The 17,144-nt window shown below is 69.9% G+C and carries 18 protein-coding genes; 5 read left to right on the forward strand and 13 right to left on the reverse strand.

The features are described 5' to 3' along the window. The 4 genes from BST28_RS24105 to BST28_RS14335 all read right to left on the reverse strand — a co-directional run. Positions 1-1,693: PGRS repeat-containing protein (locus BST28_RS24105; protein ID WP_337339091.1), on the reverse strand; the 1,693-nt coding region annotated here is incomplete at its 3' end. A 95-nt stretch (positions 1,694-1,788) separates the two neighbouring features. Then, positions 1,789-2,181 (reverse strand): hypothetical protein, encoded by a 393-nt coding sequence (locus BST28_RS14325; protein ID WP_019737413.1) that lies wholly within the window; start codon positions 2,179-2,181, stop codon positions 1,789-1,791. Beyond that, positions 2,181-3,068: a decaprenyl diphosphate synthase gene (locus BST28_RS14330; protein ID WP_019737412.1), complete on the reverse strand. Its 888-nt coding sequence runs from the start codon at positions 3,066-3,068 to the stop codon at positions 2,181-2,183. The genes BST28_RS14325 and BST28_RS14330 overlap by 1 nt, the downstream gene beginning before the upstream one ends. Positions 3,069-3,159: 91 nt before the next feature. Further along, complete coding sequence (locus BST28_RS14335) at positions 3,160-4,383, reverse strand: class I SAM-dependent methyltransferase (RefSeq protein WP_083081579.1); 1,224 nt, start codon at positions 4,381-4,383, stop codon at positions 3,160-3,162. Positions 4,384-4,528: 145 nt separating this feature from the next. On the opposite strand from BST28_RS14335, the gene BST28_RS25115 reads away from it, so the two are divergent. Next, positions 4,529-4,840, forward strand: coding sequence for a hypothetical protein (locus tag BST28_RS25115; RefSeq protein WP_205634605.1), 312 nt, complete (start codon positions 4,529-4,531; stop codon positions 4,838-4,840). Positions 4,841-5,130: 290 nt separating this feature from the next. On the opposite strand, the gene recO is transcribed toward BST28_RS25115, so the two are convergent. Further along, complete coding sequence (gene recO / locus BST28_RS14345) at positions 5,131-5,925, reverse strand: DNA repair protein RecO (RefSeq protein WP_019738658.1); 795 nt, start codon at positions 5,923-5,925, stop codon at positions 5,131-5,133. A gap of 76 nt (positions 5,926-6,001) precedes the next feature. Here recO and BST28_RS14350 point away from each other — a divergent pair, with 76 nt between their 5' ends. The 3 genes from BST28_RS14350 (at position 6,002) to BST28_RS14360 (ending at position 8,786) form a co-directional block, all read left to right on the forward strand. Further along, positions 6,002-7,450, forward strand: a complete 1,449-nt coding sequence (locus BST28_RS14350) for an amidase (RefSeq protein WP_019738659.1) — start codon at positions 6,002-6,004, stop codon at positions 7,448-7,450. Between the two features lie 121 nt (positions 7,451-7,571). Further along, positions 7,572-7,910, forward strand: a complete 339-nt coding sequence (locus BST28_RS14355) for a hemophore-related protein (protein WP_019738660.1) — start codon at positions 7,572-7,574, stop codon at positions 7,908-7,910. Positions 7,911-7,922: 12 nt separating this feature from the next. Then, the gene (locus BST28_RS14360) at positions 7,923-8,786 is read left to right on the forward strand and encodes a sulfurtransferase (protein WP_019738661.1); all 864 of its coding nucleotides are present in this window, start codon (positions 7,923-7,925) and stop codon (positions 8,784-8,786) included. 8 nt (positions 8,787-8,794) lie between these two features. On the opposite strand, the gene BST28_RS14365 is transcribed toward BST28_RS14360, so the two are convergent. Genes BST28_RS14365 through BST28_RS14390 form a run of 6 tightly spaced genes read right to left on the reverse strand, consistent with a single transcriptional unit; the run spans position 8,795 to position 14,847 of the window. Continuing rightward, the gene (locus BST28_RS14365; RefSeq protein ID WP_019738662.1) at positions 8,795-10,252 is read right to left on the reverse strand and encodes a flavin-containing monooxygenase; all 1,458 of its coding nucleotides are present in this window, start codon (positions 10,250-10,252) and stop codon (positions 8,795-8,797) included. Positions 10,253-10,290: 38 nt separating this feature from the next. Beyond that, on the reverse strand, positions 10,291-10,965 hold the full coding sequence (locus BST28_RS14370) for a DUF5642 family protein (RefSeq protein ID WP_019738663.1): 675 nt from the start codon (positions 10,963-10,965) through the stop codon (positions 10,291-10,293). 48 nt (positions 10,966-11,013) lie between these two features. After that, positions 11,014-11,910, reverse strand: coding sequence for a GTPase Era (gene era / locus BST28_RS14375; RefSeq protein ID WP_065288318.1), 897 nt, complete (start codon positions 11,908-11,910; stop codon positions 11,014-11,016). Between the two features lie 47 nt (positions 11,911-11,957). Then, entirely contained in the window at positions 11,958-13,265 is a 1,308-nt protein-coding gene (locus tag BST28_RS14380) for a hemolysin family protein (RefSeq protein ID WP_019738504.1), read from the reverse strand. Continuing rightward, positions 13,262-13,798, reverse strand: a complete 537-nt coding sequence (ybeY, locus tag BST28_RS14385) for an rRNA maturation RNase YbeY (RefSeq protein WP_019738505.1) — start codon at positions 13,796-13,798, stop codon at positions 13,262-13,264. The genes BST28_RS14380 and ybeY overlap by 4 nt, the downstream gene beginning before the upstream one ends. Then, positions 13,795-14,847, reverse strand: coding sequence for a PhoH family protein (locus tag BST28_RS14390; RefSeq protein WP_019738506.1), 1,053 nt, complete (start codon positions 14,845-14,847; stop codon positions 13,795-13,797). The genes ybeY and BST28_RS14390 overlap by 4 nt, the downstream gene beginning before the upstream one ends. A 218-nt stretch (positions 14,848-15,065) precedes the next feature. Between BST28_RS14390 and BST28_RS14395 the strand changes: the two genes are divergently transcribed. Further along, on the forward strand, positions 15,066-15,713 hold the full coding sequence (locus tag BST28_RS14395; protein ID WP_019738507.1) for a class I SAM-dependent methyltransferase: 648 nt from the start codon (positions 15,066-15,068) through the stop codon (positions 15,711-15,713). On the opposite strand, the gene BST28_RS14400 is transcribed toward BST28_RS14395, so the two are convergent. Beyond that, a complete protein-coding gene (locus BST28_RS14400) occupies positions 15,692-16,393 on the reverse strand; it encodes a helix-turn-helix domain-containing protein (RefSeq protein ID WP_234808293.1) in 702 nt (233 codons plus the stop codon). The two genes, BST28_RS14395 and BST28_RS14400, sit on opposite strands and share 22 nt — an antisense overlap. A 6-nt stretch (positions 16,394-16,399) precedes the next feature. Continuing rightward, entirely contained in the window at positions 16,400-17,143 is a 744-nt protein-coding gene (locus tag BST28_RS14405; RefSeq protein WP_083081581.1) for a 16S rRNA (uracil(1498)-N(3))-methyltransferase, read from the reverse strand. Between the last annotated feature and the right edge of the window lies 1 nt (position 17,144).

A 17,144-nucleotide genomic window follows, 5' to 3' on the forward strand; every position in this document is an offset into this window, starting at 1 on the left:
CGGCCCCACCCGACCCGTTGAGCGCGGCGGCGTTGCCGCCGAGGCCACCGGCGCCCCCGGTCGCGGCACCGCCGGTGGTCGCCGCCAGCGCGGCGAACCGGGCCCCCGAGTCCGCTGCCGAGTAGTCGTAGCCGTGTCCGCCCACGCCGCCGTTTCCGCCGCCGGTGGCCATCAGCCCGTCGGCTCCGACCGCGCCGGCCCGACCGCTTCCGGCGAGACCGCCGGTCCCCGCCGCGCCCGCGGCACCGCCCGCTCCGGTCGCGCCGGGATCGGCGCCGTTTCCGCCGTTGCCTCCGGCGATGTGTGCGGCGGTACCGGCGGCACCGTCACCGCCGCTGCCTCCGGCGCCGGAATCCCCACCGGCGCCGCCGTTTCCGCCATCGCCGTTGGTACCGGCCAGCCCGTGTGCGGCCGCACCGCCGTCACCGCCCCGGCCGCCGGCACCGCCGTCACCGCCGGCACCGCCCAGCCCGGCGTGGCCGCCATTGCCGCCGAACACACCGTCACCGCCGTCCGCGCCGACACCACCGGCGCCACCACGGCCGCCATCACCGCCGTGTCCTCCGGCGCCACCGTTGCCGGCGATCGCGCCCCCGGCCCCGCCGGCACCACCGTTCCCGCCGATGCCACCGGTCTGGCCGGCCTGTCCCGCGGCACCGTCTGCGCCGTCAGTCACGGTGGGTTCGGCATCGGATCCGCGCGCGCCGTCGGCACCGCTGCCGCCGTTACCGCCGGCGCCGCCGTCGCCGTGGTCGCCACCGGCGCCGCCGGCCCCCCCGTCACCCCCGGCCGCACCGTCGCGGAGGGCGTCCATGCCGTTGCCTCCGGCGCCGCCGTTGCCGCTGGTAGCGGTGACGGCGTCCCCGGTCGCCCCGGCCGATCCGGTTGCCCCCCACCAACCGGCGCTACCGCCACGTCCCCCGGCGCCGGCGACACCGGCATCGCCACCGGCGCCGCCCGCCCATCCGTCGATGTGGCCCTCGACGCCGTCGGCGCCGTCGCCACCGTTGCCCCCGGCCCCGGCTGCGCCGCCGGAACCGCCCCGGCCGCCGATCCCGAACAGCAGCCCGCCCGCGCCACCGTTGCCGCCGGCCCCGCCGTCACCGCCGTCGGTACCGTCGCCGCCAGCGGAATCGATCCCCCCAGCGCCGTCCGCACCGGCGATCCCGGCGCCGCCGTCGCCGCCGTCGCCGCCCCGGCCCAGCAACCAGCCGCCGTCGCCGCCGTCTCCACCGGTCACGCCGTAGCTTCCGGCGCCCCCCGCCCCGCCGTTGCCGAACATCCCCGCGTCGCCGCCGTTGCCGCCGTCGAATCCGGCACCGCCGTCACCGAGCAGCCAGCCACCGGCGAACCCGTCGAGGTGATCGGCGCTGCCATCCGCACCGTTGCCGATGGCAAAGCTGCCGAGCATCAGGTTGACGGCGTCGGCGATGTTCTGGCCGGCGCCGCTGTCGAGCCACTCCGCCACCCCGGCGTGGAGCGGGGTGTAGATCCACTGGTCGAACAGCAGACTCAGATCGACGGGGTCAAAGGCGGCCGCCGCGGCGGGCTCGGGGGCCAGCACGTCGAGTAGCCAGTCGGTATCGGCGAGGTCCGCCCGGGCCGGCGGGGCGGCTGCCGGGGCCGCGCCGAATGCCAGCAGGGTGCCGACGGCGGTGACCACAGCCGGGCCGCGGCGGTGCTTGGCGATCACGTCTCCCCCAATCTCCCGCTTTTGGGGACACATCAGCGAACACTCAGTTCACGTTAAGCTAATGCCCTCGAGGGGGGCCGTCAACGAGGCCCAGGTCAGGAGGTGAGGGCCTGGCGGATGTCCACCCCTTTGGCCAGCACCAGCAGCACCAGCGTGCATAGCGCGTCATCGCTCAGACCCGAGCCTGGAAAGTTGTAGCGCAGCAACACATCTGCGGTCTTGGTGACGCCCTTCTCGACCACGGTGACCGTGCCCAGCTGGCTGAGCCGCGCCTGCTCGGCCGCCCGGTCGCGAAGTTTCTTGGTCAGCGCCAGATCCCAGCCCAGGATCTGGGTCAGCGACACCAGTTCCAGCTCATCGGTGATCGGCACCACCCGTAGGGAGGCCAACGTGTCCTCGTGGTGGACGGTCAACGCACCGTCGGGCTCGACGTCGGTGGTCAACACCGTGGCGAGCACCGTGGCGAGCCGGTCGGCCAGCCCCGCCATCACGCCGTCCCGAACCGGCGCTGACGCGAGGCGTACTGTTCGCACGCCTCCCACAGGTCGCGGCGGTCGTAGTCCGGCCATAGCTTCTCTTGAAAGATGTACTCCGCGTACGCCGCCTGCCACAGCATGAAATTGCTGGACCGCTGTTCTCCGGAGGTACGGATCAACAGGTCGACGTCGGGCATGTCGGGCCGGTGCAGATGCCGTGCGACGGTGGCCTCGGTGATCCGGTTGGGGTTCAGCTTGCCCGCCACCGCTTCGGCGGCGATAGCCTGTGCGGCTTCGGCGATTTCGGTGCGCCCCCCGTAGTTGACGCAGTAGTTGATGGTGATGACGTCATTGCCGACGGTCATCTCCTCGGCGATCTCGAATTCCTTGATGACGCTGCGCCACATCTTCGGCCGCGAACCCACCCAGCGCATCCGCACCCCCATCGCGTTGAGGTTCTCCCGACGGCGGCGCACCACCTCGCGGTTGAACCCCATCAGGAACCGGACCTCCTCGGCGGAGCGCTTCCAGTTCTCCGTGGAGAAGGCGTACACGGTCAGCCATTTGATACCGAGTTCGATTGCACCGCAGGTGATGTCGATCAACACTGCCTCGCCCATCTTGTGGCCCTCGGTGCGGCCCAAACCGCGCTGAGTAGCCCAGCGGCCGTTGCCGTCCATCACCACCGCGACGTGGTTGGGCAGCGCCTCGGCCGGGATCCGCGGGGCCACCGCCTTGGAGGTGTGCTGCGGCGGACGGCACGGCCCCCCTCCCGGGGGAACCGGCAGCTGGGGGAAGACCACTGGCCAGGTGGACTTGTCCGGGAAGACCGGATAGTCGTCGGGCGCCGCGGGCAGTTGCGGGAAGCCGGCCCTCCGAGTGGCGCGATTCAACACCATGAGCCCTATCCTGCCCGACCGGCACCGCGCCGCCGGCGGCGACTGCGCATTCGCCGTATTCGCCGTATTCGCTTACCCGTTGGCGCGACGATCAGGAATCGGCACTGAGGTCCATCGCGACGAAGTCCAGACGCCACAGCGACTGGAACAGCCTCCGCCCGAATTTCTCCAGGTCCGCCGCGCTCGCCCGGGTGGGACCGCCGGCCTGCGCCAGGTTCGCGGCGATCTCGCGGATGCTTCGTCGGCCGTCGATGCTCTGGACGAACGGCAGCTGAGCCGGGTTGAGCGGCATGCGCCAGCCCGGCCGGAAGATCTCCTTGCCGTTGAGGCCGCACTTGAAGCGGAACAGCGGCACGTAGTCGAGGCTGTCGGGCGTCGAGAAGTCGACCACATAACTGCTCTTGGGCCGATCGGGGCGACACGCCATGAAGAAGTGCCGCGCGTTGAGGGTGTGGATGCGCTCCATCACCGACCAGATCTTGGCCTCCGGCAGCGCGTTCACCTTCTCGTAGAAACCACCGCCCGCCGGTGCGGCCACATCATGGGCGTAATAGGGCGCCTTGAGCAGCCAGCCCTGGAAGTCCAGTCCGGCCGAGGTGGCCAGGTCGATGCAGCCGTCGACGTCGTAGCTCTTGGCCCGGCCGTGCAGGAACGTGTCCACCAGACCCGAATCCGACGCCAGGTCACCTGCGATCTTCAGGTACGGCTGGACCGGGTGGTCCTGGGACAGCATCCGGATCGCCTGACGAACCGTCTGGATCGAATCGTCGCTCTGCTCCAAGCCCAGGTCCCGGAAGACCGATTCGAGGATCTCGATGCCGATCCGGCCGTAGCGCGCGTAGAGCATGATGCCGGCGACGCCGTCGGGCCGCAGGCAGTCCGCCACCGCCTTCATGCCCGCCTTCGGGTCGGCCATGTGGTGCAGCACCCCGGTGGAGACTGCCAGGTCGAAGTCCTGGCCCAGCGTGGACAACTCTTCGATCGGGAGCTGGTGCAGCTCCAGGTTCCACAACCCGTGCTTGTCCTTGAGGTACTGCTGATGCCCCAGCGACGACTGGCTGATGTCGACGGCCACCACCCGGGCCTTGGGGTTGTTGTAGGCGAAGACCGCCGCCTGGTTGGTCCCGCAACCGGCGATCAAGATGTCCAGGTCGGGTCGGTAATCCCGGTCCGGCCACAGCACCCGGTGCGCATGGCTGGGGTCGAACCATTCCCAGTTCCCTGCCGACCACGCCTGGAGGTCATGGATGGGCGGCGGGTAGGTCCACCGCTCGTACTGCCGGGAGACGACATCTGCGCGTGGGTTGTCAGTCACTTCGTTGTGGCTCCTTGCTGCGTTGACCCCCCGCGATCGAGTCAGACTCTAGCGGGGATTGTTCGGGCCGGTCCGACGGGTGCGACTCACCTCGGAGCCGCGGGCCGGACGCGTCGGTTGATTGTGTTGTGCGAAGTCAGTGGGCGTGCCCGGGCTGACCGGGCTGCCCCGGCTGGCCAGGCTGCCCGGGCGTCCCGCCCGCCCCTGGCGCACCGCCGGCACCGCCGGCACCACCGGCACCGGGTTGCCCACCGGCACCGCCGGCACCGCCGGCTCCACCGGCACCGCCAGCACCACCGGCACCACCCCTGCCGCCGTCGCCGCCCTTGCCACCCTGGCCGCCCTTGCCACCTTGACCGCCCTTGCCGCCCTTGCCGCCTTGACCGCCCTTGCCACCGGCGCCGTCAGCACCGTCGGCCCCGTCGGCTCCGTCGGCGCCCGGGGCATGAGCCGGTAGCGGCGCCATGATCCCGACACCGGGGACAGGTTGGATGTCCGCCCGCGCGACCGGGCCGACCGCCGGGACCATTCCCGCGACCAGCAGGGCTCCCGCCGCTGCTCCGAGGCCGACGGCGTATCGCGGCGCAGTGTTGTGCGCCCAGCGCCCCCACCCGGTGTCGTGAATCATTCGGCCTGCCTTCCAGATTGAGCCGTGGATCGTGAAGTCGCATCAGCCTACCGCCGACGGACGGGTAGTCCGCGGAAACGGACACATTTGCCAGTTTGGTGTGGGTTCGGTGTGAGGGCTCAGCCGTCGCTGCCGGTGGCCGCCGTTTCGTCATCCACCTCAGCGCCATATCCCGCTGCCCGCTGAACGCGTTCCACCAGCGGCAATGTTCGCAGCCGGCGTTCGAGGTGCCACTGCAGATGGGCTGCCACCAATCCGCTGGCGTGGCTGCGGTGCGCCGGTGTCGAAAGCTGTGCGGCCTCCCAGTCCCCGTCGTGCAGCGCCGACATCAGGTCCAGCACACCCAACGGCGGGGTGGTCGCGCCGGCCGGGCGGCAGTGCGCGCAGACGCTGCCGCCGGCGGCGATGTGAAACGCCCGATGCGGGCCGGGGGTGGCGCATCGGGCGCACTCGGTCAGCGCCGGCGCCCACCCGGCCACCGACATCGCGCGCAACAGGTAAGCATCCAAGACCAATTCGCGGGGGCGACTGCCGTCGGCCACCGCCCGCAACGCCCCGACTGTGAGCCGGTGCAACGCCGTCGCCGGGGCACGCTCGGCGCCGGCGAGACGCTCGGCGGTCTCCAGCATCACGCAGGCACAGGTGTAGCGGCCATAGTCGCTGACGATGTCGGTGGCAAACGCGTCCACCGACACCACCTGGGTGACGATGTCGAGGTTGCGGCCGGGATGCAGCTGTACGTCGATGTGGGCGAACGGCTCCAGCCGGGCGCCGAACTTACTGCGGGTACGGCGCACTCCCTTGGCCACCGCGCGGACCAGCCCGTGGTCGCGGGTGAGCAAAGTGACGATCCGGTCGGCTTCGCCGAGCTTGTGCTGGCGCAGCACCACCGCCCGGTCCCGGTACAGCCGCATCGCACCAGTTTCGCATCACCGCAAGGACGTTTCGAGGACGGTCACCGGCGTGGCACGCCGGATAGTCTCATCACCGATGACCCACCCGCCCGCGGCTCCCGGCACCCGCTTCCCCACCCTCACCGAACAGCTCTACCAGCTGGCCAGCGGCGAGGTGACCTCCGTCGACCTGGTCCGCCGCTGCCTGCACGCCATCGACGCCAGCCAGTCCACGCTCAACGCCTTCCGGGTGGTGTTCACCGACTCGGCGCTGCGCAGTGCCGCCGAAGCCGACCGCCGCCGCGCGGCCGGTCACCGCGCCCCGCTGCTGGGTGTCCCGATCGCGGTCAAGGACGACACCGATGTCGAGGGCGTGCCGACCTCGTTCGGCACGTCCGGCTACGTCGAACCCGCCGCCCGCGACGCAGAGGTGGTGCGGCGGCTCAAAGCCGCCGGTGCGGTGATCGTCGGCAAGACCAACACCTGCGAGCTGGGCCAGTGGCCGTTCACCAGCGGTCCCGGGTTCGGCCACACCCGCAATCCCTGGTCTCGCCGGCACACTCCGGGCGGGTCGTCGGGGGGCAGCGCCGCCGCGGTCGCTGCGGGCCTGGTCGCCGCGGCGATCGGATCCGACGGCGCCGGCAGCGTGCGCATCCCCGCCGCATGGACGCACCTGGTGGGTATCAAACCGCAGCGCGGCCGCATCTCCACCTGGCCGTTGCCCGAAGCGTTCAACGGCATCACGGTCAACGGGGTGCTGGCCCGCACGGTGGAGGACGCGGCACTGGTGCTCGACGCGGCCTCGGGCAACGCCGAGGGCGATCTGCACAAACCGCCGCCGATCACGGTGTCCGACTATGTGCGGAGCGCGCCCGGGCCCCTGCGGATCGCGATGTCCACCCGCTTCCCCTACACCGGGTTCGGTGCTCGGCTGCACCCGGAGATCAGAGCCGCGGTGGAGCACGTCGCCGAGCAGCTGCGGTTACTCGGGCACACCGTGATCGCGGGCAACCCCGACTACGGGGTTCGGCTGTCGTGGAACTTCCTGTCCCGCTCCACCGCGGGTGTGCTGGCCGCCGCGAACAGCCTGGGCGGCGGCGTCACGCTCGACCCCCGCACACTGGCCAACATGCGCACCGGGCGGCTGCTGTCCCAGGCAATATTGCGCAAGGCCCGCGCCCACGAGGCGAAAGACCGGCGCCGGGTGGGGTCGATCTTCCACATCGTCGATGTGGTGTTGGCGCCGACCACCGCCCAGCCCCCGCCGCTGGTGCACGCATTCGACGACCTGAACGCTCTTGAGACCGACCGCGCCATGATCGCGGCCTGCCCGGTGACTTGGCCGTGGAACCTGCTGGGGTGGCCGTCGATCAACGTGCCGGCCGGGTTCACCTCCGAAGGACTGCCGATCGGGGTGCAACTGATGGGGCCGGCCAACAGCGACGGTCTGCTGGTGTCGCTGGCCGCGGAGCTGGAAGGGGTCAGCGGCTGGGCGGCACGGCAACCCACACCGTGGTGGCGCACCGAGGCCCCTACCGGCCGGTAACGCACCGAAAAGCCTGTCACCTTTGCCTTCTGCGACGCTTTCGACTCTCCGCTAAGCTGACACGGTCGTTTTGGACTTCGTAAATCACGTAACAGTCCAACAGGTGAAAGGCGTCTTCGAAATGGCCTCTCTGTCGTTGACCAGGATCACTGTCGCAGCCGGCAGTCTGGCTTTGTCGCTGTCCGCCGGAGCCGGATTGGCTTCCGCGAGCCCGGACCTCGGCCCGATCATCAACACCACCTGCAGCTACTCGCAGGTGGTGGCCGCCCTCAATGCGGAGAACCCCGCAGCGGCCGCGGAGTTCAACGCGTCCGGCAACGCCAGTGGCATGTTGCAGATGTTTTTGAACTCGCCTCCTGCCAAGCGGCAGCAGTACGCCACCATGATCCAGAACATGCCCGAGGCACAGCCGTACATCGGCACCATCACCTCGGTCGCCGGTTCCTGCAACAACTACTGACGGATCGTCGCGGTGGACCTGCGCGATAAGGTCCTGATCAGCGCCAACGAGCTCACTGAGCTGCTGCGCGCGGGTGATCCGGTGACCGTCCTCGACGTCCGGTGGAGCCTGGAGGTTCCCGACGGGCATTCTGCCTACCTGCAGGGCCACATCCCGGGCGCGGTGTATGTCTCGCTCGAAGACGAGCTGTCCGACCACTCCGTCACCGGCCGGGGCCGGCACCCGCTGCCGACCGGCCGCAATCTGGAGGCCGCCGCCCGCCGCTGGGGGGTGCGGCGCACCAAGCCGGTGGTGGTCTATGACGACTGGAATCGGGCTGCGTCCGGGCGTTTGTGGTGGCTGCTGACCACCTCCGGCCTGCGGGATGTCCGCATTCTCGACGGCGGCCTGTCGGCCTGGACGGCGGCCGGTGGGGAGTTGCAGACCGGCGACGTCGATCCTGAACCGGGCAACTTCACCGTGCTGCCCGAAGACCTCTACGACGGTATCCGGCCCACCTTGACCGCCGACGAGGCCGGCCACGGCGCCCGCTCCGGCGCGGTGGCCCTGCTCGACGCGCGTGCCCCCGAGCGGTTCCGCGCCGACGAGGAGCCCATCGACGCGGCCGCCGGTCACATCCCCGGCGCCAAGAACCTGCCGTTCACCGCCTTGCTGAGGCCCGACGGGACCTTTCTGCCCGACGACGACCTGGACCGGCTGCTCTCGGAACGCGGTGTCGGCGCCGACGAGCCGGTGGGCGCGTACTGCGGTTCGGGGATCAGCGCCACGGTGATCGTGGCGGCGCTGGCGGCCGTCGGCCGCCCGGCCGCACTGTTCCCGGGGTCGTGGTCGGAGTGGAGTTCGGACCCGTCGCGCCCGGTGGCCCACGGCGACTGAGGACCGAATCAGCTCAGGTGGAAATCCGCCGGGTCCGGACTGCCCAGCATGGCGTCCATCGTCGCCCGGTCGAACGGCCACAGATCAACCGCGCCGCCCTCGGTCAGATACCACGAGTTACAGCCGGTGTTCCAGACCGTCGGGCCCATCGCGGTGGCCACGTCGTCGTTGAACCGGGTGGTCGCCTGTTCGGTGACTTCCACGGTGGTCAGCTCGTTGTTCCGGAACTTCTCCAGCCACTGCGCGATGTAACGCGCGGTCACCTCCGAGGTGTACTGCAAGGAGATCGACCCGGTGGGCGAATTCGGTCCCAGCACGGTGAACAGGTTGGGGAATCCGGGGATCGCGGTCATCCGGTAGGCGCGCGGCCCCTTGGCCCAGGCGTCGTCGATGCTGATCCGGTCCCGGCCGATCACCCGCATGGGCCGCATGTAGTTGTGGGCGTGGAAACCGGTCGCCAGCACGATGACATCGGTGTCGCGGTGGGTGCCGTCGGCGGTCCGGATGCCGCGCGCGGTGACTTCGGCGATCCCGTCGGTTATCAGCTCGGCGTTGCCGGCGCGGATCGCCCGGTAGTAGCTTCCCGACACCACCTGACGCTTACACAGCGGCTGGTAGCCGGGTTGAAGTTTGGCCCGTAATGCCTTGTCCCGCACTTGGATCCGCAGGCAGGCTCGAGCATAGCCCTGCACCGCCCGGCGCCGCCACGATTCGCGGGTGGTGACGTCGGTCAGCAGGGCCGAGCCGCCGAGCGCCATCAACCGGTATAGCGCCCGGTGCAGCTTGGGGAACCGCGTCAACACCGCCGCCGCGCCCGGGAGCTGCCGCAGCGACATGGGCGCCCACAGGATCCACTGCGCCGACCGCACGTAGTGCCCGATCGACGCGGCACGCGGTTGCAGCGCGGACACCACCTGCACGCCGGTGGACCCGGTGCCGATCACCGCGATCCGCTTTCCGTCGGTGTCGAGCTCGTCGTCCCACCGGGCGGTGTGCACCACCGGACCGGTGAAGTCCGCCAGCCCGGGAATGTCGGGGATGAACGGGTGGTGCAGCACGCCGGTCGCGCAGACCACGAAATCGGCGACCAACCGCTGGCCGGCCGCGGTGGTGAGGGTCCAATGCCGGTGCTCGTCCCACTCCGCGGCGATCACCTCGGTGTCGAGCCGGATCAGCGGCGCCAGCCCGAGCCGGTCGACGACGTCGCGGTGGTAGCGCTGGATCATCGCCCCGGTCGCCCAGGTGTCTCGCCAGTCGGGCTTCGGTGCGAACCCGAACTGGTAGATCTGCGACGGCACATCGCAGCGCAGCCCCGGGTAGTGATTCCAGTACCAGACGCCGCCGACGTCGGAGCCCTTCTCCAGCACGGTGACGTCGGTGAAACCGCGCTCACGCAGGACGTGGGCGGTGGTGATACCGGCGACGCCCGCGCCGATCACGATCACACGCGGTTCGCGTGCGGTCATGATGCCCGCAGACCTCGCGCCGGCGCCGTGGGCATCGGCTAACTGCGCAGCGCCGACACCGCGTCGACCAGCATCTGACGGGCCCGGTCGGCGTCGACCATCGCCAGCGGCTGCCCGCGCACCGGCTGCGGGCTGGCGGTGACCTGCACCAGGGCGGTACCGAGGTAGGCGGTGAAGGTGTAGGACTCCCGGGACTGCTGCTGGCCGTCCTTGCCGGTGATCTCGATCTCCGAATGCGAACCCGCTGTCTGGGCGTGGTCGATCTGCGGGGCATCCGTCTCGTCGAGGTAGCCGGTGAGCTTGCCGGCCTGGAACGAGACGTGCTTGCACTTCTCGGCGGTCGCGGCGTCGTACGGCAGATCCTGGTCGGCCTGCATGGCGATCGCGACGTACTGGTTGCCGTTGCCGACGACCGAGACCATCGACATCTTGCCCCGGATGCCCTTGGGCGGGCGGCCGCTGCTGGCGGCGTAGTCGGCGCAGTCCGAGGGGTCGAAGGTCACGCCGGGCGGCATCTTCTGCGGCCCGAGAATCTTGGGGTCGATATCGTTGGGACCCTTGGTCTGGGTCTTGAACTCCGAGCCGAACGTCGACTCGACGTTGAACAGCTTGGTGGTATCGAGCGGCTTATGGGATCCGCCGCAGCCGGTCAGTGCTTGCGCGCACATGATCAGGGCAACAGAGGCGACGACCAACGACTTGGGTTCCGGCACCCCTGGAATGTACCCAATCCCGCTTTGCCGCGCAGGTGCAGACCCCTTTTAGAAGCCCAGCCGACCCAGCTGCTTGGGGTCGCGCTGCCAGTTCTTGGCCACCTTCACCCGCAGGTCGAGAAAAACCTTGGTACCCAAGAGTTTTTCGATCTGGGTGCGCGCGGCGGTGCCGACCTCGCGCAGCCGGGAGCCGCCGCGGCCGATCACGATCCCCTTCTGGCTGTCGCGTTCGACGTAGAGCACGGCGTGCACGTCGATGAGATCCTCGCGGCCGTCGCGGCGCTCCACCTCCTCGATCACCACCGCCAGCGAATGCGGCAGCTCGTCGCGCACCCCTTCCAGGGCGGCCTCCCGGATGAACTCGGCCATCAGGGTCTCTTCGGGCTCGTCGGTCAACTCGCCGTCGGGGTAGAAGGCCGGTCCGACCGGCAACGCCGCGGCCAGCACGTCGATCAGCACGTCGACCTGTTCCCCGGTGACGGCCGAAACCGGGATGATCTCGGCCTCCGGGGCCAGCTCGCTGACGGCGAGCAGCTGCGCGGCCACCTTGTCGCGGGTGGTCTTGTCGATCTTGGTGACGACGACGACCAGCGTGGTCTTGGGTGCGACCGCCCGGATCTGCTCGACGATCCAGCGGTCCCCGGGGCCGATCGCCTCGTCGGCGGGGATGCACAAGCCGATGACGTCGACCTGGGCGTAGGTGTCGCGGACCAGGTCGTTGAGCCGCTTGCCCAGCAGGGTGCGGGGGCGGTGCAGGCCGGGGGTGTCGACCAGGATGATCTGGAAGTCCTTCCGGTGCACGATGCCGCGGATGGTGTGCCGGGTGGTCTGCGGCCGGTTGGAGGTGATCGCCACCTTCTGGCCGACCAGTGCGTTGGTCAGGGTGGATTTGCCGGTGTTGGGCCGGCCGACGAAACACACGAAGCCGGACCGGAACTCAGCCATGATTCCCCTTCGCCCCACGTGCGACACCCTCGGGACCGGCCAGTGCCTCACCGCTCATCTGTGCTCTCCTCGCCGTCGGACTGCGCCGGGCCCGCCGGACTGACCAGAACGGTGCTGATCCGCACCCTCCCCCGGCTGTCGCGGCTGCCCTCGGCCTGCAGTCGCAGTCCGTGAGAGGTTACCTCGGCGCCGGGCAGCGGGACCCGGCCCAGCTCCAGCGCCAGCAGGCCGCCGACGGTATCGACGTCGAGGTCCGAGTCGAACTGCACGCCGTAGAGTTCACCGACGTCTTCGATAGGCAGCCGCGCCGACACCCGAAACATGTTGCTGCCCAACTCTTCCACCGGTGCCACTTCGCCCTGGTCGTACTCGTCGGCGATCTCGCCGACGATCTCCTCCAGCACGTCCTCGATGGTGACCAGTCCCGCGATCGCGCCGTATTCGTCGACCAGCAACGCCATGTGGTACCGGCCGCGCTGCATATCGTGCAGCAGTGCGTTGAGCGCCTTGGAATCGGGCATGAACACCGCCGGGCGCATCACCTGCGCCACGGTGGTGTCCCGCCCGCCGTTTGTGGAGTAATAGGTTTGTTGGACAAGGTCTTTGAGGTACACGACGCCGAGGATGTCGTCGACGTTCTCGCCGATCACCGGGATACGGGAGTGGCCGCTGCGCACCGCCAGCGATGTCGCCTGACCCGCGGACTTGTCGCTTTCGATCCACACCATCTCGGTGCGCGGCACCATCACCTCGCGAGCCGGGGTGTCGGCGAGTTCGAAGACAGACTGGATCATCCGGCGTTCATCGGCGGCAACCACCCCGCGCTGCTGTGCGAGGTCGACCACCTCGCGCAACTCGACCTCCGAGGCGAACGGGCCGTTGCGAAACCCCCGCCCCGGCGTCAGTGCGTTACCCAGCACCACCAGCAGGCTGCTGATCGGGGTGAGCAGCACCGAAACCACGTGCAGCGGAAGGGCTGAGGCCAGTGCGATCGAATAGGCGTTCTGCCGGCCCAGCGTGCGCGGACCCACGCCGATCACCACGAAGCTCACCACCACCATGGCCGCCGCGGCGGCGAACAATCCCCAGTCCAGGCCGAGGACGGTGTGCAACAGGTACACCAACAGCGCGGTGGCGGTGATCTCGCAGGTGATGCGCAGCAGCACCACCAGGTTGATGTAGCGGGGCCGTTCGACCATCAGCTTGGCCAGCCAGACCGCGCCGGGACGTTTCGCGCGGACCAGTTCGTCGACCCGCGCGGGTGATACCGTGCTCACCGCGGCGTCGATCGCCGCGAACAGTCCGCCCAGACCGATCAGCGCGATCACGCTGACTAACAGCGGTGTTCCGGTCACGGTTCGTCGAAGTACCTGGACTTGTCGAGCAGCCGGCGGTCTCTTTCTTGCTGGGTCTCGGCGCGGTAGCTCTCCACCTGGTCGGCGACCCATTCCTCGAGCAGTCGGCGCTGCAGCGCGAACATCTCTTTTTCCTCATCGGGCTCGGCGTGGTCGTAGCCCAGCAGGTGCAGCACGCCGTGCACGGTCAGCAGTGCCAGTTCCTGGCCGAGCGAATGCCCGGCCGCTGCGGCCTGTTCGGCGGCGAACTCCGGGCACAAGGCGATGTCGCCGAGCATCGAGGGCCCGGGCTCGGGAGCGTCCGGGCGGCCGCCGGGCTCCAGCTCGTCCATCGGAAAGCTCATCACGTCGGTGGGGCCGGGCAGGTCCATCCAGCGCATGTGCAGATCGGCCATCGCCGCGGTGTCCAGCAGCACCATCGACAACTCGGCGCCGGGGTTGACGTCCATCCTGGCCAGCACGAACTTGGCGACGCTGACCAGCTCGACCTCGGAGACATCCAGGCCGGATTCGTTGGAGACCTCGATGCTCACCGGCGCGACCTGCCCCCCGACGCGCGCCTGGCCGCCCGGTTCATCGCCAGGCCCGGCCCGCTGCGTTCGGCTTCGTGGCGGGAATAGGCGTCGACGATGTCGGAGACCAGCCGGTGCCGAACGACGTCGACGCTGCTCATCTCGGCAACACAGATGTCCTCGATGTCGTCGAGGATGTCCACGGCCGCCCGCAGACCCGACTTCGCGCCGCCGGGCAGGTCGATCTGGGTGACGTCGCCGGTGACGACCATTTTGGAGCCGAATCCCAACCGGGTCAGGAACATCTTCATCTGTTCGGCGGTGGTGTTCTGCGCCTCGTCGAGGATGATGAACGCGCTATTGAGGCTGCGGCCCCGCATGTAGGCCAGCGGCGCCACCTCGATCACCCCGGAGTTCATCAGCTTGGGAATCAGCTCCGGATCCATCATGTCGTAGAGCGCGTCGTAGAGCGGGCGCAGATACGGGTCGATCTTCTCGCTCAGCGTTCCGGGCAGAAAGCCAAGGCTCTCACCGGCTTCCACCGCCGGACGGGTCAAAATGATGCGCGTCACCTGCTTGTTCTGCAGCGCGCTGACCGCCTTGGCCATCGCCAGGTAGGTCTTTCCGGTACCGGCCGGGCCGATACCGAACACGATGGTGTTGGCGTCGATGGCGTCGACGTAGCGTTTCTGGTTGAGCGTCTTGGGCCGGATCGTCTTGCCGCGCCGGGCCAGGATGTCCAGGGTCAGCACCTCGGCCGGCGAAGCACTGCCGGTGCCCACCAGCATGCCGACACTGTGCCGCACCGTTTCCGGAGTCAGGGACTGACCGCCCGCGGCGATGGCCACCAGCTCGGAGATCACCCGCTCGGCCAGGGCGACGTCGGTCGGTGACCCGGAGATGGTGACCGCGTTGCCGCGCACATGCAGATCGGCGGCCACCATGCGTTCCAGCGCACGCAGGTTCTCATCGGCGGAGCCCAGCAGACCCACGACCAGATCGGGTGGAATGTCGACGCTGCTGCGAACCTGAGGGGCTGATTCGGCAGTGGGGGTATCGCGGGGCGTCACGGGGTTTCCGAAACCTGCTTTCCTGGGGGTTCACACAGCGATAAGTCGGACGCCTCAGTCTACCGTCGGTTCCCTGCCGTGCGCCCCGCTTCCTCAACGACGTGGCCCAACGCGCAGAGCACTCGGTCGGGGACGTCGCCGCCGAGCTGGCATCGTTCGCCGTTACGTGAGCGGTTCGTTCAAGACGGGGCGGCACTGAACCGCCGAAACTGACAGCCATGAGCGAGGAAGCTTTCACCCCTGCCCTGGGCCGGCTGGCGCCGGCTCGTTTCTTCGATTACGTGGCGGCGCTGACCCGCGAGCGGCTGTGGCGGGGACTGACCGTCGAACACCTGGCCCCGCGGCCGGGCGATGCGATCCTCGACGTGGGCTGCGGGACCGGATCGCTGGCACTGCTGACCGCCCGGGCGCAGCCGCAGGCCACGGTCGTGGGTCTGGATCCCGATCCCGAGGTGTTGGCGGTGGCGCGCGGCAAGGACACCCAGAGCCAAGTTCGCTGGCTGACCGGGATGGGCGACGCCCTGCTGGACGCGGTGGGCGCGGAGTCGATGGACGCGGTGATGTCCAGCCTGGTGTTGCACCAGTGTCCGATTGCGGTGAAGCGTGCCGTGCTGGCGTCGATGTTCGCGGTGCTGCGGCCGGGCGGCCGGCTGGTGATCGCCGATTACGGGTGGCAGCGGACGCGGCTGATGCGTACGGCGTTTCGGATCGTGCAGCTCGCGGACGGCAAGACCGACACCCAACCCAATGCCGACGGCGTTCTGCCGGAACTGATTTCGGGCGCCGGGTTCGTCGACGTGCGAGAAGTCCAGGTGGTGCCCACCATCACCGGGTCGATCTCGATCTATGTCGCCGGCAAACGCTGAACGCCCAGGGCGTGCAGCACCACCGCCGGCGTCAGGCCCATCATCTCCCGCATCTGCCGGGTGAAGTGAGCCTGGTCGGAGAAACCGGCGGTGACCGCAGCCTGCGCCGGCGACACCCCGGACTGCAACACCTCGACGGCTCGGCGCAGCCGTGACCAGACCCGCCAGCGACTCAGCGGCATCCCCAGTTGCCGGCGAGCCAGCCCCCGCAGGCGCTGAGGTGAAACACCTACCGCGACAGCTAGATCCGGCATCGAGAGGTTGCCCTCGGCAAGCATGGTCAGGGCCGCCACCAGCCGCGGATCGATTTCTCGTGACGGCCCTCGACACGCGTCCGCGACGTTCTGCTCGCTCAGCTCACCCAGCTCGGGCGCGGCCGCGATCCCGGTGTCGTAGCGGCGGCGCAATCGGTCGGCGAACAGGCAGTGCGGCTCGATGAAGTAGGTGACCAGGTCGCGGGCGGCCAGGATGCGGTGCGGCGCCATCGGTGACACGACCAGTGCGCAGGCCCGGTGCCGGTTCCCGGCGGCGTCCACCATGGCGACTTCGCCGCGCCCTGCGACCACGATCTGGAATGCGCCGTGGCGATGGATCGGGCCGCCGCTGCCCACCGGGCCGCGGTACACCGCGTAGCCGTCGCCGATGACCAGCGAGGGCACCGGATCGGATCGGCCGTCCACCACCGCTCAACCCCAGCGCCCGGTCAGCACCCCCAGCGCACCCAGTGCGACCGCGGCCGCGGTGGAGGTGCGCAGCACGGTCGGGCCCAGCCGCGCCGCGACGGCCCCGGCGCCGGTGAGCGCCCCCAGCTCCGCGTCGGTGATGCCGCCCTCCGGGCCGACCACCACAGCCAGTGCCGGCGCGGCGGCCACCGCCGCGTCCGCCAGCCCGGCGGAGGCCGCGTCGTGCAGCACCAGCACCGTCGTACCGTCGGCGACCTGCTCGCCCACCCACGCCACCAGCGCGGCGGTCCCGAGCACCCCGTCCACCGGCGGAATGTGGGCGCGACGGGACTGGGCGGCGGCCGCCCGCGCCACCGCCCGCCACCGCCGCAGCCCCTTGTCGGCCCGCGGGCCGTCCCAGCGGGCCACGCAGCGGTCGGCCTGCCAGGCCAGGAACGCGTCGGCGCCGGCCTCGGTGGCCAGCTCGACCGCCAGCTCGGACCGTTCGGATTTGGGCAGGGCCTGCACCACCGTCACCGGTGGCACGGGCGGCTCGACCGTGCGGCACCGCAGCACCCTGGCCCGCAGCCCGCCCCGGTCAGTTTCCTCGACCCGGCATTCGGCCACTACCCCGGCGCCGTCACCCAGGGTCAGTTCCTCCCCGGGCCGGATTCGGCGCACCGTCGCGGCGTGGAAGCCGGCGTCGCCGCCGACGTCGGCCAGCGCACCCACTTCGGGCAGCGCCTCGACGTAGAACAGGCCGCCCAAG

The organism is Mycolicibacter kumamotonensis, from assembly GCF_002086285.1.
Taxonomy (GTDB): Bacteria; Actinomycetota; Actinomycetes; order Mycobacteriales; family Mycobacteriaceae; genus Mycobacterium; species Mycobacterium kumamotonense.

Coding starts and splice junctions, on each gene's coding strand:
- BST28_RS14325 (WP_019737413.1), bottom strand. CDS start 2,181: ATGGCGGGGCTGGCCGACCGGCTCGCCACGGTGCTCGCCACGGTGTTG.
- BST28_RS14330 (WP_019737412.1), bottom strand. CDS start 3,068: ATGGTGTTGAATCGCGCCACTCGGAGGGCCGGCTTCCCGCAACTGCCC.
- recO (WP_019738658.1), bottom strand. CDS start 5,925: ATGCGGCTGTACCGGGACCGGGCGGTGGTGCTGCGCCAGCACAAGCTC.
- BST28_RS14350 (WP_019738659.1), top strand. CDS start 6,002: ATGACCCACCCGCCCGCGGCTCCCGGCACCCGCTTCCCCACCCTCACC.
- BST28_RS14355 (WP_019738660.1), top strand. CDS start 7,572: ATGGCCTCTCTGTCGTTGACCAGGATCACTGTCGCAGCCGGCAGTCTG.
- BST28_RS14365 (WP_019738662.1), bottom strand. CDS start 10,252: ATGACCGCACGCGAACCGCGTGTGATCGTGATCGGCGCGGGCGTCGCC.
- era (WP_065288318.1), bottom strand. CDS start 11,910: ATGGCTGAGTTCCGGTCCGGCTTCGTGTGTTTCGTCGGCCGGCCCAAC.
- BST28_RS14395 (WP_019738507.1), top strand. CDS start 15,066: ATGAGCGAGGAAGCTTTCACCCCTGCCCTGGGCCGGCTGGCGCCGGCT.